Origin of the sequence: Alteromonas sp. Mac1 (assembly GCF_001562125.1) — a bacterium.
Taxonomy (GTDB): Bacteria; Pseudomonadota; Gammaproteobacteria; order Enterobacterales; family Alteromonadaceae; genus Alteromonas; species Alteromonas stellipolaris.
In genome coordinates, this window is sequence record NZ_CP013932.1 from 4,185,835 (window position 1) to 4,200,269 (window position 14,435).

Annotated in this window: 14 protein-coding genes; 5 read left to right on the plus strand and 9 right to left on the minus strand. The window is 43.8% G+C overall.

What is annotated here, in order from left to right:
* The 3 genes from AV939_RS17700 to AV939_RS20325 all read left to right on the plus strand — a co-directional run bounded on the left by AV939_RS17700 (position 1) and on the right by AV939_RS20325 (position 2,832).
* A complete protein-coding gene (locus tag AV939_RS17700) occupies positions 1–1,362 on the plus strand; it encodes a cytochrome ubiquinol oxidase subunit I (RefSeq protein WP_057795791.1) in 1,362 nt (453 codons plus the stop codon).
* A gap of 9 nt (positions 1,363–1,371) precedes the next feature.
* The gene (locus tag AV939_RS17705; RefSeq protein WP_057795788.1) at positions 1,372–2,382 is read left to right on the plus strand and encodes a cytochrome d ubiquinol oxidase subunit II; all 1,011 of its coding nucleotides are present in this window, start codon (positions 1,372–1,374) and stop codon (positions 2,380–2,382) included.
* 285 nt (positions 2,383–2,667) lie between these two features.
* Positions 2,668–2,832, plus strand: coding sequence for a hypothetical protein (locus AV939_RS20325; RefSeq protein WP_167347530.1), 165 nt, complete (start codon positions 2,668–2,670; stop codon positions 2,830–2,832).
* A gap of 33 nt (positions 2,833–2,865) precedes the next feature.
* Here AV939_RS20325 and AV939_RS17710 read toward each other — a convergent pair whose 3' ends face one another.
* Entirely contained in the window at positions 2,866–4,461 is a 1,596-nt protein-coding gene (locus tag AV939_RS17710) for a methyl-accepting chemotaxis protein (protein ID WP_061997957.1), read from the minus strand.
* Between the two features lie 174 nt (positions 4,462–4,635).
* Positions 4,636–5,109 carry an Lrp/AsnC family transcriptional regulator gene (locus AV939_RS17715; protein WP_197483389.1) on the minus strand — a complete coding sequence of 158 codons (474 nt, stop codon included), beginning with the start codon at positions 5,107–5,109 and terminating at the stop codon, positions 4,636–4,638.
* Between the two features lie 120 nt (positions 5,110–5,229).
* Here AV939_RS17715 and cysK point away from each other — a divergent pair, with 120 nt between their 5' ends.
* Entirely contained in the window at positions 5,230–6,186 is a 957-nt protein-coding gene (gene cysK / locus AV939_RS17720) for a cysteine synthase A (RefSeq protein WP_057795784.1), read from the plus strand.
* 62 nt (positions 6,187–6,248) lie between these two features.
* Here the strand turns inward: cysK and AV939_RS17725 are convergent, their stop codons facing one another.
* The 7 genes from AV939_RS17725 to prlC form a co-directional block, all read right to left on the minus strand.
* Positions 6,249–7,016 (minus strand): hypothetical protein, encoded by a 768-nt coding sequence (locus AV939_RS17725; RefSeq protein WP_061093605.1) that lies wholly within the window; start codon positions 7,014–7,016, stop codon positions 6,249–6,251.
* Positions 7,017–7,152: 136 nt separating this feature from the next.
* Entirely contained in the window at positions 7,153–7,362 is a 210-nt protein-coding gene (gene cspE / locus AV939_RS17730; protein ID WP_013786252.1) for a transcription antiterminator/RNA stability regulator CspE, read from the minus strand.
* 281 nt (positions 7,363–7,643) lie between these two features.
* A complete protein-coding gene (gene ubiB / locus AV939_RS17735) occupies positions 7,644–9,272 on the minus strand; it encodes a ubiquinone biosynthesis regulatory protein kinase UbiB (RefSeq protein ID WP_057795780.1) in 1,629 nt (542 codons plus the stop codon).
* Between the two features lie 9 nt (positions 9,273–9,281).
* A complete protein-coding gene (locus AV939_RS17740) occupies positions 9,282–9,917 on the minus strand; it encodes a ubiquinone biosynthesis accessory factor UbiJ (RefSeq protein ID WP_057795778.1) in 636 nt (211 codons plus the stop codon).
* Positions 9,917–10,702 (minus strand): bifunctional demethylmenaquinone methyltransferase/2-methoxy-6-polyprenyl-1,4-benzoquinol methylase UbiE, encoded by a 786-nt coding sequence (gene ubiE / locus AV939_RS17745; protein WP_013786255.1) that lies wholly within the window; start codon positions 10,700–10,702, stop codon positions 9,917–9,919. The genes AV939_RS17740 and ubiE overlap by 1 nt, the downstream gene beginning before the upstream one ends.
* 74 nt (positions 10,703–10,776) lie before the next feature.
* Positions 10,777–11,469, minus strand: a complete 693-nt coding sequence (locus AV939_RS17750; protein ID WP_057795776.1) for a DNA-3-methyladenine glycosylase I — start codon at positions 11,467–11,469, stop codon at positions 10,777–10,779.
* Positions 11,470–11,501: 32 nt separating this feature from the next.
* Positions 11,502–13,538 (minus strand): oligopeptidase A, encoded by a 2,037-nt coding sequence (gene prlC, locus AV939_RS17755; protein WP_061997959.1) that lies wholly within the window; start codon positions 13,536–13,538, stop codon positions 11,502–11,504.
* 319 nt (positions 13,539–13,857) lie between these two features.
* Here prlC and AV939_RS17760 point away from each other — a divergent pair, with 319 nt between their 5' ends.
* Positions 13,858–14,418: a response regulator gene (locus AV939_RS17760; protein ID WP_057795773.1), complete on the plus strand. Its 561-nt coding sequence runs from the start codon at positions 13,858–13,860 to the stop codon at positions 14,416–14,418.
* Positions 14,419–14,435 lie beyond the last annotated feature (17 nt).

Genomic DNA, 14,435 nt, shown 5'->3' on the forward strand with positions numbered 1-14,435 from the left:
GTGGATGCGTTTTTGCTGTCTCGTTTACAATTTGCATTAAATATTAGTTTTCATATTCTGTTTCCGACTATCACCATGGCAATGGGATGGTTTCTTTTCTACTTCAAGTTTCGCTCAAATGTAACCGGTCACCCAGTATGGATGCGGATGTACCGCTTCTGGGTGCGCGTATTCGCACTTAGCTTTGCACTTGGTGTGGTAAGTGGCGTGACCATGTCTTTCCAATTTGGTACTAACTGGCCCGGCTTTATGGAGCGGGTGGGTAATGTGGCGGGCCCACTACTAGGTTACGAAGTTCTTACTGCGTTTTTCTTAGAAGCCACGTTCCTAGGTATTATGTTGTTTGGTATTCGTCGGGTACCTAATTGGTTGCACACCCTTTCAACATTGATTGTGGCGGTGGGCACTACCATGTCAGCCTTTTGGATTCTGGCGCTTAACAGCTGGATGCAAACGCCGCAAGGGCATGAAATTATCGACGGCGTTGTGTATGCCGTAGATTGGAGCGAAATTATATTTAATCCTTCGTTTCCTTATCGCTTTGTGCACATGATGTTAGCCTCGGGACTGACGGCCAGCTTTTTAATAGCTGGCTTATCGGCCTACCGTATGCTGAAAGGCGATGACAAACTTGCGCCAAAGCTTGCCCTTAAAACCGCCACCTATACCGCTGCAGTGCTTATTCCTTTGCAGATTTTTGCAGGCGATATGCATGGGTTAAATACCCTCGAGCATCAACCGCAGAAAGTTGCCGCAATGGAAGGCCTTTGGGATACCACTGAAGGCGCGCCCTTACTGCTGTTTGCCATTCCGGATGAAGAAAGCAGAGAAAATCACTTTGAAATACCAGTACCCAACGGCGCCAGTCTAATTTTAACCCATAAAATGGATGGCAAAATTCAAGGCCTGAACGACTTTAAAGGCGAACATCCCCCAGTAGCACCTGTGTTCTTCGGGTTTCGGGTGATGGTAGGCATGGGCTTTTTAATGTTGGCGGTTTCATGGCTTGGTAGTAGTTACTTGCTTAGAGGGAAGTCTTTCCCGCTTTGGCTTAAGCGTGTATTCGCTGGCATGGCATTCAGCGGCTGGATTGCAACCTTAGCCGGCTGGTATGTGACTGAAATTGGAAGGCAACCTTATCTGGTTAGTGGTGTTTTACGTACTCAAGAAGCGGTAACAACACTGCCTCCTGCGAATATCGCTTTCTCGTTCACTATGTACGCCACGATTTATACTATTTTGCTGTTCGCTTATATGGGAACGCTAATGCTGATGTGTCGCCGCGCTGTTGAAATTGAAGAAATTTCTACAGAAGAGCGTGAAATGGCCAAAGCCAGCAAAATGTCGCCGGCGAACACTTAAGGAGCCGCTATGTTATTTGAAAATGTATCAGCAGAAACCTTGGGGAATATCTATGTTGGCCTGCTTGGGCTGGCAGTATTGCTCTACGCCATATTAGATGGCTACGACTTAGGGGTGGGTGTTTTAATACCGCCCCGCGAGGAAAAGTTTCGTGATGATATGATTGCCTCCATTGGGCCCTACTGGGATGCCAATGAAACCTGGTTAGTATTGGCCGTGGGACTATTACTTATTGCCTTTCCAGAAGCACACAGTGAAGTACTTCAAAGCCTATATATCCCTGCAACTATCATGTTATTGGGGCTTATTTTACGTGGCGTTTCCTTTGATTTTCGGGCTAAAGTAGTACAAGTTCATAAACGTAAGTGGGATCTTACCTTTAAGTACGGTTCATTACTTACCACGCTGGCACAAGGTTATATGCTAGGCATCTATGTTACCGGCCTACGTACCGACTTGTGGGCACAAGGGTTTGCCTTACTGTCGGCTATCGGGGTAACGGCTGCTTATGCTTTTATTGGCTCGTGCTGGCTAATATTAAAAGCTGAGAACGACTTACAAGCCAAAGCCTATTATTGGGCACGCAGAGGGTTGTTTGCCCTTTCAATAGGCATAGTGGCGGTAAGCCTCGCAAACTTAACCTTGCATGATGATGTGCGTGACTTATGGTTATCATCCACGATTGGTTATGTGTTAATGGCTATTCCAGTTGCCTGCTTTTTATTACTTAGCTTGTGTGGCGTGTTATTGAAAAAGCTGCCTGATGCAGGTGGGAAAGGTGAATGGATGCCCTTTGCTATAGCATTAACCGTATTTGTACTTTGCTTTACGGCCTTCGGGGTAAGTTACTATCCGTTTGTCATCCCAGGGCACCTTACGGTACAAGATGCACTAAGCGACGCCAACTCATTGCGCTTCTTATTAGTGGGTGTGGTTATTGTAGTGCCTTGCATTCTTGCTTACACCGCGATGGTATACAAAATATTCTCAGGTAAGTCGGAAAAGCTTAGCTACTATTAGCTTCGTTATTGGCACCTATGCGCCAGTTAGCTAGAGAGAAAGATAATGGGCTCCTAACCACTTGGTTACGGGGCCTTTTTATCGCCCCGCTCAAATTCACTTCATATCAACTTCATAACTTATTCACTAGATCACTTACTTTCTAAATGAGATCATGCGAAAACGTAAACAAATAATTACAGACAAAATCATACTAATTTCTTATAAGTTTCTTTTGTGACAGTGTTGACATAATTATTAAATATACGTATGCTTATTTTGGGCAGAATTAAAAGGAGTACCATTATGAATAATGTAGTTAAATCATTTTCAAGGTTCTTCAGGCGTGCTCACCCCTATACAGTGGCTTACTATATAGGTCGGAAAAATGCTCAAAATATTTTAGGATGTAAGATCCAAAAGAAATCCAAGATTTTTGCTAGCAAGCAAACTGAAGAACAACAGCATTAGTAACGAAGGGCCCCTAACAGGGCCCTTCTTGCATTAGCCTATTTTAAATTGGTTCACATTAGCACTTAATCCATTCGCAAGTGCAGACAAATCTTCAGCGGCATCGTTAACTTGCCTGTTGTTCTGAGACAACCTATCTCCCAAGCTTTTGAATTGATTAACGCCATTTTTTGCTTCGTTGGCCTGCGACTGTGAATGTTTCGCCAATACGGCCGCCTCTTCACTAACGCTTACTAACGCCAAAATACTTTGCGTTCCTGCTTCAAGCGTTGATACCAAATCATTAGCTAAGCCAACAGAGTCATGTGCTTTATTTTGATTTGAACTCATGGTGGATACCGCAGAGGTAATAGAAACCACAATCTTTTCAAGCATAGTATTTATTTCAACCGTAGACTGGTGGGTTCTTACCGCCAATGTTCTCACTTCATCAGCGACTACGGCGAAACCTCTACCAGAATCTCCTGCCCTTGCCGCTTCAATAGCAGCATTTAATGCCAATAAGTTTGTCTGATCTGCAATCTCTGCAATGGTTTTAACTACGCTTGAAACATTATTCCCTTCGGCTTGAAGGGTTTCTAACATACTCGCAGTTTGCTCAATATCATTGGCCAAGTCAGAAATCGCCTCAGCGGTCTCTTTCACTTGAACACGACCTGCATCTACCTGCTTGGCACTATCTTGCGCAGCATTTGCGGCAGTTTGTGAACGCTGAAGGCTTTCAACCATATCAGACTCTAACGAGTCCATAATATTCACAAGCCCAGTAATATCGGTAAGTAAACTATCAACCGACGAGCTCGACTGCTCTGTAGTCATAGATAAAGAATTCACCGCTCCTTCTATACCAGAAACGGCTCCTTTCACTTCTTTCATGCCCACCTGAAACACAGATACCAAACCATGAATACTGTTGGTCATTCTGCAAAGCTCATGGGTGCTTTGTTCTGGAAGGCGCGCCACTAAATTTCTGCTTTTCGCTAAACTATCTAGCTTCTCAGCCATGCCTTCTATAGGCTGCGCAATTTGTTTTTTAGCGCTATAGAAGCCTGCCATGGCAACAGCAGCTAGAATGAGTACTAGAAGGTAAATAGTGAATTGGCTGGTTTGTAACTGGCTTCCTATTGCCTGAGAACGCTCACCCGCTTTACTTGCCACCTGGTTTCTTACTTCTATTAACGCATTATCAAAAACAGAGGCTAATTCATTCAATAACTGCAAATCATCACGGGCACGATCCCAATCTACTCGCGAGGCAGACATCGTTGCCTGAAGTGAATCCATACTTGAAACCAGCGAATTGAACTGGGATTTAAGGGTATCACCAGCCATGTAACCTAGTGCGTTGAATCCAGCATCAACGTTTTGCACTAATACTTGTTTTTGTTCTTCAAAGGCATTACTCGATAACGTTGTGCCATAAAGTGAATAACCAATTAGCACAAGTTGCTTACTATTACTTTGCACACTATCAAGGGTACTTAAGGCAGGTAAGGTTTCACTCACGAAGGTGTCGACCTGGTGCGTCACCTGCTTGTTGTTCAATGTTAATACCACGGCAGCAATCAAGGTTGCGAGTAATATTCCCGCATAACCCGTTAAAATCCGTACTTTTATAGTGTTTAACATTGCTTACTGCCTTAGGGAAAAAAATTAACGTAAAGTATTACTGTAGACACTTTGAAGCATAAGCCAATAAAATACTTATAATAGTGTCTTTAGTAACCCATAAATAGTCTAGACCCGAGTTCTGCCTTTTTACTTTCGCACGCCTTAGATAATTAGCGAACTATTTGTTTTTTACTAAAGGTGAGTAAGTGGTAGCGCCGTTGTGTATTTGAGTTGTTCCATGGCAAAACTAGAGGTGACATCGTTGAGATCAATTCCATTAACGAGTCTTTTATAGAAATGATCGAAAGCAGCCATATCAGTTACCACAACTTTAAGCAGGTAATCATATTCTCCAGACATACGATAAAATTCAACCACTTCTTCAAACGATGACGCATGCTTAGCAAAGTCTGTTAACCACTTCCCATCGTGACGAGCGGCTTTGATTTGCACAAACACCGTCATTGCCAAGCCTAATTTATGTGCCTGCAATAATGCTACGCGACGGGAAATAACGCCTTGCGCTTCTAGTCGCTGTATACGTCGCCAACACGGCGTAGCCGTAAGGCCCACTTTCTCCGCTATATCAGCAACCGGCACATTGGCATCTTGCTGAAGAAGCAACAATATAGCCTTATCCACACCATCCAGAGCAATATTTTTCATATTAAACCGCATAAATAGAATTTTTAACTACACCTAACCTATCAAATAGGGCGTAATGAGTAAATTTCTCTTTTTCTAGCTGTCACTATTGAGTAAGACTGACTTGTAGAGATTTTTGAAATGCTTGATTACGCGATAAATACCCTGCCTGGGGTCGTTGACGATATAACGCAAACCATAGGAAACACACCACTAATACGCTTGACTAAATTTGCGGCAAGCCATCACGTGGAGGCGACCCTGTTAGCCAAGGTGGAATTTTTCAATCCTGCAGGTTCAATAAAAGACAGACCGGCAATGGCCATGCTTAGCGCGCTAATGGCGAGCTCTGCTTTTAATGAGAAAACTGAAATAATTGAAGCGTCGTCAGGAAACAACGGTGTGGCCTGTGCTTGGCTCTGCGCTATTTATGGCATTAAACTGACAGTATGCATACCAGAACATATGTCAATAGAGCGCCAAAAGCTGATACGCCACTATGGCGCGCAGGTAGTCACTACGTCGAAAGAGCTTGGAACGAAAGGGGCAATCGAGCGGGCAGCAGCACTTATCGAGCAAAATCCAAATGCTGTGGGTCTATCCCAATTTTCAAACCAAGCTAACCCTAATGCGCATGCCCAATCTACCGCCCAAGAAATACTGCGTGATACTAATGGTAATGTCGATATCGTGGTTGCAGGTGTGGGCACTGGCGGCACGCTAACGGGCTTAGCCACAAGCATGCGAGCTCACATTCCCCTTTTAGAAATAGTGGCTGTAGAGCCAGCACGTTGTCCAGTGTTAAGCAAAGGGCATGGTGGCGTGCACAATATTCAGGGGTTGAGTTCAGGCCACATTCCTGACGTGCTTGATGTCAGCCAAATAAATCAGATAATTACGGTAGAAGACAACGAAGCCATAGCTTACGCCCAGCAGATTGCGAGAGTAGAAGGTTTAGCGGTAGGAATTTCTTCAGGAGCCGCACTGTTTGCTGCCGCTCAATTAGCCCAACAACCTTCTAATAAGGGCAAAAACATCGTTGTCATTCTTGCCGACGGCGCCGAGCGTTATTTTTCTACTCCACTATTTGCAGACTAACGTCAAATAGCGGCCAATAACCACGTGGCTATTGGCAACCTACAAAGGTTGCCAATTATGCATTAACGCCACCAAGGTTGGTTAAAGTTCACGTCCTCGGGCGCTATTACAAATTCATATGGTGGTTCGAAAGCCTCCCAAAAGCGTTCAGCTAACGCTTCATCTAACACTTTGAACTTACCTTTGTTCGCGTATTCTTTCATCAGAGCTAAGTATGCTTCTACCGGCATTGAAGGGTTAGACTGCTCGAAAATCACTGCCCCGCCATAGGTTTTATACAGGTGTTTTTCTATTTGCCAACGCTCTACTTGCGTTAATGCAATCTCGTCAATACTAGTAATGTCTTCAGCGCTAACGCTTTCCTTTAATTCATTATTCTCTTGCTGAGCATCTTTCTTAGCAGCTACTTTCTGGTTGTTCTTTTCATATTCTGACCCAAATTTTTGCTTAAAAGCTTCCACTAAGTCCGAGTCTACCTCGATATTGTGCGTACTCGCATAGTCGCTAAGCACGCCTTCTATAATCTGGTTCGCCAGATTAATAGCTCGCATCTGAGTAACAAGCTGCGTGACGTTATCGGGCGCTTGCTTTCGAATTTTCGACATTGTGTCTTGATCGGGAGTAATGTCAGCTAGGGTAATTGGTTCACCGAAAAGCATGGCAATAGCATTATTTTGATTACTACCCGTTTGTTTGCTAACGGCGCTGCTGGCATTTTGGGTGTCTTGGGAGGTATTTTGTATTTTACTGGATGATTGCGCGAACGATGAAGAAAATATAAAAGTGGAAAGTAGAACAAAAGCGAAAAAAACACTATTCATCCTTAACATTAGCAAATCCTTTCATTAAGTTTAATACTAAAATAGTAAAGCACTTAATAGCGGGAAAACCAACTATATTAACGAATGTAGTGTTTATAAAAGAAAGAAAAACGGCGGTCTTTACAGACCGCCGTTTTTGAATTTCTTAGATGGCGTGCACGTTAGCAGCTTGAAGACCTTTTTGACCTTCTTCTACTTCAAATTCCACGCGCTGACCTTCTGGAAGAGTTTTGTAACCGTCAGAAACGATAGCACGGAAATGAACGAATACGTCCTTACCGCCGTTATCTTGAGTTAGAAAACCATAACCTTTATCAGCGTTAAACCACTTAACGGTGCCTGTAACTTTAGACATGTCGTATAGACCTCAAATATCATATTAAATTGCGCAATAAGCGCGTATAGCGAGTGTCTTTAATAGGCGGAGTTGGTCTTACTTACGAATGGGCAACAACTTACTACAAATCACAAGGTAACTTGAGCGGTTTTACATATAGCAAATAATTTCATATCTCGTCTATTCAAAGACATTTGGCTTAAAGCCAAAGCAACTATAACACTCTTCGAACTGATTAATATACAATTTATTCACTAATTAATGCATTTCATAAAAATTTCACCCCAGCGTAACAGTACCTATCGGTTCTTACGCCATGCCAATACCCAACAGAGGGATCCTGCACCAGCAGAAAGCGCTGGTAAGCACCAATTTAAATCGTACATCGGTAAAATAGCAGACAATAAGATAAAGGTAGCACCCGTTACACCCCATTGAATGGATTGCGCGCTCTTTTTCTGCTGTTCAAGTAAAGCAACCTGTGCGCGTTGTTGTTGCAAAGGAAGCCGCTTAACTTGCTGTAAGCTGTCATAAAGTAAATCCGGCATTTCAGGAAGCTTTTCAGACCAAAACGGCAAGTTTGCTTTTACTTTGCCCAGCATGGCTTTCACGCCAATTTGCTCGCGCATCCAATTTTCTAAAAAGGGTTTCGCGGTTTTCCACAAATCTAATTGCGGGTAAAGCTGACGGCCTAGCCCTTCTACATAAAGTAGCGTTTTTTGTAGCAGAACTAACTGGGGTTGCACCACCATATTAAACCGACGAGCAGTATTAAATAATTGCAGTAGCACGTTGCCGAACGATATTTCAGCGAGGGGCTTTTGAAAGATGGGTTCGCATACGGTGCGTATCGCCATTTCGAACTCATCAATATTGGTGTCGTTTGGCACCCAACCAGAGTCGGCGTGCAGCTGCGCTACCTTGCGATAATCGCGGTTAAAAAACGCAATAAAGTTTTCCGCCAAATAACGCTTATCTTCTCTGTTCAACGTGCCCACTATGCCAAAATCGATAGCGATATATTTGGGGTTTTCTGGGTGCTCGGTAGAAACAAAGATATTGCCTGGGTGCATATCAGCATGAAAGAAGCTGTCGCGGAACACTTGAGTAAAGAAAACCTCAACGCCTCGCTCTGCCAGCTTTTTCATATTGGTATTTTGTGCAAGCAAAGCATCAATATTTGAAATAGGCAGCCCGTATATGCGCTCCATTACCATCACATTACTGTGACAATAATCGCTGTATATTTTAGGTATGTATAGTGAATCTGAACCTTCAAAGTTTCGACCCAACTGAATACCACTTGCCGATTCACGCAGAAGATCGAGTTCATCTACAATAGTTTTGCGGTATTCCACTACCACTTCAACAGGGCGAAGACGCTTGCCATCTGGCAGCCATTTTTGCAGAACTGAGGCCAAACTAAATAGCAGCTCCATGTCAGCCACAATAGTTTCACGAATATCTGGCCGCAGCACTTTAACTACCACATCTTCGTTATTCGCTTTTAGTTTTGCAGCATGCACTTGCGCAATAGACGCAGATGCCAAAGGCGCTTCGTCAAACTCGCTAAACAATTCTGATAAATGCGTTAAACCAAGGGAAGTTTTAATAATCTGTTGTGCCGCCTCTGACGAAAACGGAGGCACTTTGTCTTGCAAACGGGCAAGTTCATTAGCAATCGCAGGGTGAAGCAAGTCTCGGCGTGTCGAGAGCATTTGGCCGAACTTGATAAAAACCGGGCCAAGGCTTTGCAGAGCAAGCGTAATACGCTCACCGGCAAGTTTGTCTTTGTGTTTGTTTCGAATCCAAAAGATGCTGTGGCGCATAAGGCGTGCGTACCATGGTAGCCATTTCGCAGGGATAAGATCGTCTAACCCATGCTCTAACAACACCTTATTTATCTTATACAACCTAACAATGCGCATGCTTGTCTCTTAAATTAATTTTTGTTCTAGCTGAAGTAAGCGGGCATCTAATCGCGCTACGTCATCACGTAGTGCGTTCACTTCATCACTAAAATGTAATACCGCTAATTTGGGCGCTGCTATTTGCTTTTCTTCTATCAAAGCATTGCTAGCCACTTTATTAAACTCCGACAGGGCGCCTGTGGCTTTGCGCTTAAAAGTACTAAGCCAGCTCATTGTTTGGTGGGCGACCACATCGTTGGTTTTCGCTGCCAGTAGTTCTTCTACATCAATATCTAACTGCTGAAATAAACCGCTAACTTGCTGAGCCACAGCGAGTTCGCCTTCAACCTGTAATTTGTTTTGTTGAATGAGGCGGGTTAGCTGATTGGTATGCTTTAATTCAGGCAGGGTATCTAGCGATGTTTTAATACAGCAGTCTTTAGCGTTAAGCGTTGCTACTGTGTCTTGAAACGGCTCATGTAGGGTTAGCACATCTACCTGATCAGAAAATACAAGCACAATGGCAAAGGGCAAAGGGTCTACATAAGCAATAAGCCGCGCGCCTTTCAGCGAAGCCATTCTGGCACCGCTGTCTGGATCTAACGCTAAAATTTTATTCGCTGCCGTTTCAATAACGGCGCTTACCAATGCTGACGTTGGCATTAAAACTTATAGCCTCGGTGCAGTGCCACAATTCCACCGGTTAAATTTTGGTAGTCACACTGGTCAAACCCAGCGGTTTCGAACATACCTTTTAAAGTTTCTTGATCAGGATGCATACGAATACTTTCTGCCAAGTATTGATAACTCTCGGCATCGTTGGCCACTAGCTGCCCCATTTTTGGCAATATATGGAACGAATACGTATCGTAAAGTTTGCTTAATTGCTCTGACGTCGGCTTCGAGAATTCCAACACCAAAAGGCGACCGCCTGGTTTTAGTACACGGTAAATTGAATTAAGTGCGTTTTGCTTTTCGGTTACGTTTCTAAGGCCAAAAGCCATGGTAACTACGTCGAAGTGGTTATCAGGGAAAGGTAACGCCTCAGCATCTGCTTGAACGTAATCGATGTTGCTGACTAATCCGCGATCTCTTAGTTTATCGCGGCCAACTTTTAGCATCGACAGGTTAATGTCGGCCAACGTTACGTTCCCCGTGGGGCCAACAAGACGAGAGAATTTTGCGGTTAAATCGCCAGTACCACCAGCGATATCAAGCACTTTTTGCCCTGCACGTACCCCCGAACAATCAATGGCAAAGCGCTTCCATAAACGGTGCACACCCATCGACATTAAATCGTTCATGACATCGTATTTAGCGGCAACAGAATCGAATACATTGGCTACTAACGACGCTTTTTGGTTTTTCTCTACCTGCTTAAAGCCAAAATGAGTAGTAGGTGCATCCGATGCCTCAGTGGGCGATGTGTTGTTATGGTTGTCGCTCATGGCATTCCTGCATTAGTGATTCATAGTAAAGGCTGAAGTGTATCGGATTGTCGCGCCCAGCAACAGTATTTACCTTACGCAAAATACTGGTTTGTGCCCCAACTGAACGCAATAATAACGCTTATTTCTTGCAACGTGCGGCCACTTTCTTGATGCCACTGGGTAAACGCCGCATTTGCAGCCGTTAAGCTTTTCTTACTAGTGAGGCCGCCATCGATAATATCGTTCTTTCTCAGGTAGTCCTCAACATCTCGTGAAAACAAGAAGGTATCTACGCCTAACGCCCGCAGCATGTAAGGACCCGTATTACCCCCAAGACGAGCGCCACGTTTTTTCATCGTAGTCCATAAATCGGTAATATTACTGGCGTCGAATTTAGCCACAAACTGGCCAAAGCTGCCGTGCTCACGGGCAATATCTTTAATGAACATGGCATTGTCGCGAACGGTCATTACTTTTTTGTAATTACGCACAATGCGCTTATCAGACGCTTTTTGTTCTAGCATTTCATCCGGCATAAGCAGCACTTTTTCGATATTAAAACCAAAAAACACGGTTTCGAACTCAGGCCATTTTTTTTCGATAACGCGCCAAACAAAGCCAGACTGAAATACTTGTTTCGTCATGGCTGCCAAAAACCGATCATCAGTTATTTTAGCGACTTGCTCAGAGGAAAGTGGCGCCGAAAGCATGCTTTCAAGCGCCTTTTCACCACCTTTTCGTTTACATGCCCGCTGATAAATGGTGGAGAAAGATTCTATTCCCATGGTTATCTACCCTAATATTACCCTAATACTAATTAGCCACGAATGCCGCTATGGCGAAGTAAGGCATCTACGTTTGGCTCCCTGCCTCTAAAGGCAACGAATAAATCCATAGGCGCGCGGCTTCCACCCATCTCAAGTATATTTTCCAAAAACGCTTTACCGGTCTCTTGATTAAAAATACCGTCTTCTTCAAATTTGCTGTAAGCATCAGCAGATAACACTTCTGCCCATTTATAACTGTAATATCCTGCTGCATAACCACCAGCAAAGATATGCCCAAAGCTATGCTGAAAACGGTTAAATGCGGGAGGCGTATTAACCGCTACTTCAGCGCGCACACTGTTAAGAATAGCTTGCACATCAACATTGTCTCCAGACTCACTATGTAGTAAGAAATCGAACAAACTGAATTCCAATTGACGCACCATTTGCATAGCAGCTTGGTAATCTCTAGCAGCTAGCATTCTATCAAGTAAATCTGCCGGCAAGGGCTCACCCGTCTCAAAGTGACCCGAAATAAAGTTAAGCGCGTCTTCTTCCCAGCACCAGTTTTCTAAAAACTGACTTGGCAGTTCTACGGCATCCCATGGCACACCATTAATTCCAGATACACCCGCCACCGACATTTTGGTTAGCATGTGGTGTATACCGTGTCCGAATTCATGGAAAAGGGTAACCACTTCATCGTGCGTGAATAAGGCAGGCTTATCCCCTACTGGGGCATTAAAGTTACAAGTTAGATACGCGACAGGTAGCTGCAATTCACCGTCTAATTTTTCGCGGCGAACACGGCACTCATCCATCCACGCGCCACCTCGTTTTTTAGCGCGGGCGTACAAGTCTAAGTAAAAGCTGCCACGCAGGGCATCAGCACTATCAGTAATAGTGAAATAGCGCACATCTTTGTGCCATGTATCAATACCTGGCTGCTCGATAATTTTAAGACCGTATAATCTATGCACTACTTCGAACAAGCCCGACAATACTTTGTCTTCTGGAAAGTACGGACGCAGCATTTCATCTGAAATGGTGTACTTTTCTTGTTTCAGCTTTTCGCTGTAATAAGGTAGGTCCCACGCATTAAGCTCAGTTACCCCGTGGGTATCTTTCGCATACGCACGTACTTCTTCTAACTCTCTTTCAGCCTGAGGCTTCGATTTTGCGGCTAAGTCACGTAAAAATCCGGTAACTTGATCTGTCGATTCTGCCATCTTGGTAGCGAGAGAGCGCTCGGAATAACTACCAAAACCGAGCAATTGCGCAATTTCACTGCGAAGGGCCAGTGTTTGTTGGATAATATCGGTATTATCCCACTTACCCGCATTAGGGCCTTGATCTGACGCCTTAGTCGCATAAGCGCGATACATTTCTTCACGTAACTCTGCATTGTCCGCATAAAGCATAACGGGTAGGTAAGAAGGAATATCTAATGTGAACAACCAGCCTTGTAAGTCTTTTTGATGCGCGGCTTGTGCTGCTGCATCGCGGGCTGATTCAGGCATACCAGATAAGATAGCTTCGTCAGTGACATGCTTGCTCCACCCCATGGTGGCGTCCATTACATTATTTGAAAATGTGGATGACAGTTCGCTTAACTTCGCTTGAATATCTGCATAGCGTTTCTTTTCCTCGCTAGGCAGTGCCACCCCACTTAAGGTGAAATCGCGAATAGCATTATCAATCACTTTTTGACGCTGTTCATCAAGGTCAGCGTATTCGTTTGAGTCTTTTATCGCCACGTAAGCATTATACAATCCTTCGTGCTGACCTACCCAGGTGCCATATTCTGATAGTAAAGGTAGGCAGGCATCATGGGCTTCTCGCAACTCGTCACTACTCACCACTGAATTCATGTGAGAAACCGGTGACCACATCTTATTTAAATTGTCGTCTACTTCTTCTAAGCGCAATACTAAGTTCGCATAAGAGTAATCTTTAGATGCAACCACTTCATCAATTTCAAGCTTACATTTTGCTATCGCTTTCTCGATGGCTGGCTTTATCTGCGCGGGCTTAATAGATGAAAATAAAGGCAAACCATCTACCAATTCAATTGCTGGGGTCGTCATAATCCGTCTACTCTTTTCAGTTCGTATAGCAAGTTATGTTGGGGTTGTTTGCAATAAAAACAAGCGCTGTAATTGCGCAAGGCAACAGTGATATTTTTGGGTTCTATACTAGGGTTACTGTAAACGGTAAGCGTGCAGATCAAATTTTGAATAATTCTTTCTTTTTAAGCGCTTCGTTAATAGTTAAGTAACTCATTCATTCAGCAGCTAAAAACCCTAAAAAAGAGTGTCACAAATGTCACATTCACTACTTTTGTCTAAATTGTGAACAACCCTATTCAGTGCTATAACGTTATAAGTTGGCATTAGGAATTGAGCAATGAAGACATTAACATCAGGTGAAATCGCAACCTACTGCGATGTAAACCTTCGTACCGTGATCCGGTGGATAGAAAGCGGCAAACTTAAAGGGTTTAAGCTGCCAGGTCGTGGCAATAATCGCGTGTTAGTCTCGGACTTTGTTTCCTTTCTTGAACATCACAACATCCCTATTCCCGACGACCTCCAAAGTGAGATATCACCTTCAATTCTTATCGTTGATGATGAGATGCCGGTGGCAAAATCAATTCAACGAGTGGCACGCCGTGGTGGTTATGAAAGTTATATTGCTACGGGTGGGTTTCAAGCTGGCATTATGTTGAGCCAGTATAACTCCAAGTTAATGACCCTAGATTTAAGTATGCCTGGCATGGATGGTTACAGCGTTATCCAGTTTGTTAGAGAACAGCCTAAGTATAAAAATTTAAAAATTTTAGTCATTTCCGCACTTGACGATATCAGTCTTGACCGAGCTATCGAACTCGGCGCAAATGCAGCACTTTCAAAACCATTTGCCAATGGCGAACTTATCGAAACCATCGAGAAGTTCATGCTTGAGTAAGTTCATAGTAAGTAAAC

Excerpts from the sequence above, each read along its gene's own strand:
- AV939_RS17710 (WP_061997957.1), bottom strand. The coding sequence starts at position 4,461 with ATGTTAAACACTATAAAAGTACGGATTTTAACGGGTTATGCGGGAATA.
- AV939_RS17725 (WP_061093605.1), bottom strand. The coding sequence starts at position 7,016 with ATGTTAAGGATGAATAGTGTTTTTTTCGCTTTTGTTCTACTTTCCACT.
- cysK (WP_057795784.1), top strand. The coding sequence starts at position 5,230 with ATGCTTGATTACGCGATAAATACCCTGCCTGGGGTCGTTGACGATATA.
- AV939_RS20325 (WP_167347530.1), top strand. The coding sequence starts at position 2,668 with ATGAATAATGTAGTTAAATCATTTTCAAGGTTCTTCAGGCGTGCTCAC.
- ubiE (WP_013786255.1), bottom strand. The coding sequence starts at position 10,702 with ATGAGCGACAACCATAACAACACATCGCCCACTGAGGCATCGGATGCA.
- AV939_RS17705 (WP_057795788.1), top strand. The coding sequence starts at position 1,372 with ATGTTATTTGAAAATGTATCAGCAGAAACCTTGGGGAATATCTATGTT.
- cspE (WP_013786252.1), bottom strand. The coding sequence starts at position 7,362 with ATGTCTAAAGTTACAGGCACCGTTAAGTGGTTTAACGCTGATAAAGGT.
- AV939_RS17740 (WP_057795778.1), bottom strand. The coding sequence starts at position 9,917 with ATGCCAACGTCAGCATTGGTAAGCGCCGTTATTGAAACGGCAGCGAAT.
- prlC (WP_061997959.1), bottom strand. The coding sequence starts at position 13,538 with ATGACGACCCCAGCAATTGAATTGGTAGATGGTTTGCCTTTATTTTCA.
- AV939_RS17760 (WP_057795773.1), top strand. The coding sequence starts at position 13,858 with ATGAAGACATTAACATCAGGTGAAATCGCAACCTACTGCGATGTAAAC.
- AV939_RS17750 (WP_057795776.1), bottom strand. The coding sequence starts at position 11,469 with ATGGGAATAGAATCTTTCTCCACCATTTATCAGCGGGCATGTAAACGA.
- ubiB (WP_057795780.1), bottom strand. The coding sequence starts at position 9,272 with ATGCGCATTGTTAGGTTGTATAAGATAAATAAGGTGTTGTTAGAGCAT.
- AV939_RS17715 (WP_197483389.1), bottom strand. The coding sequence starts at position 5,109 with ATGAAAAATATTGCTCTGGATGGTGTGGATAAGGCTATATTGTTGCTT.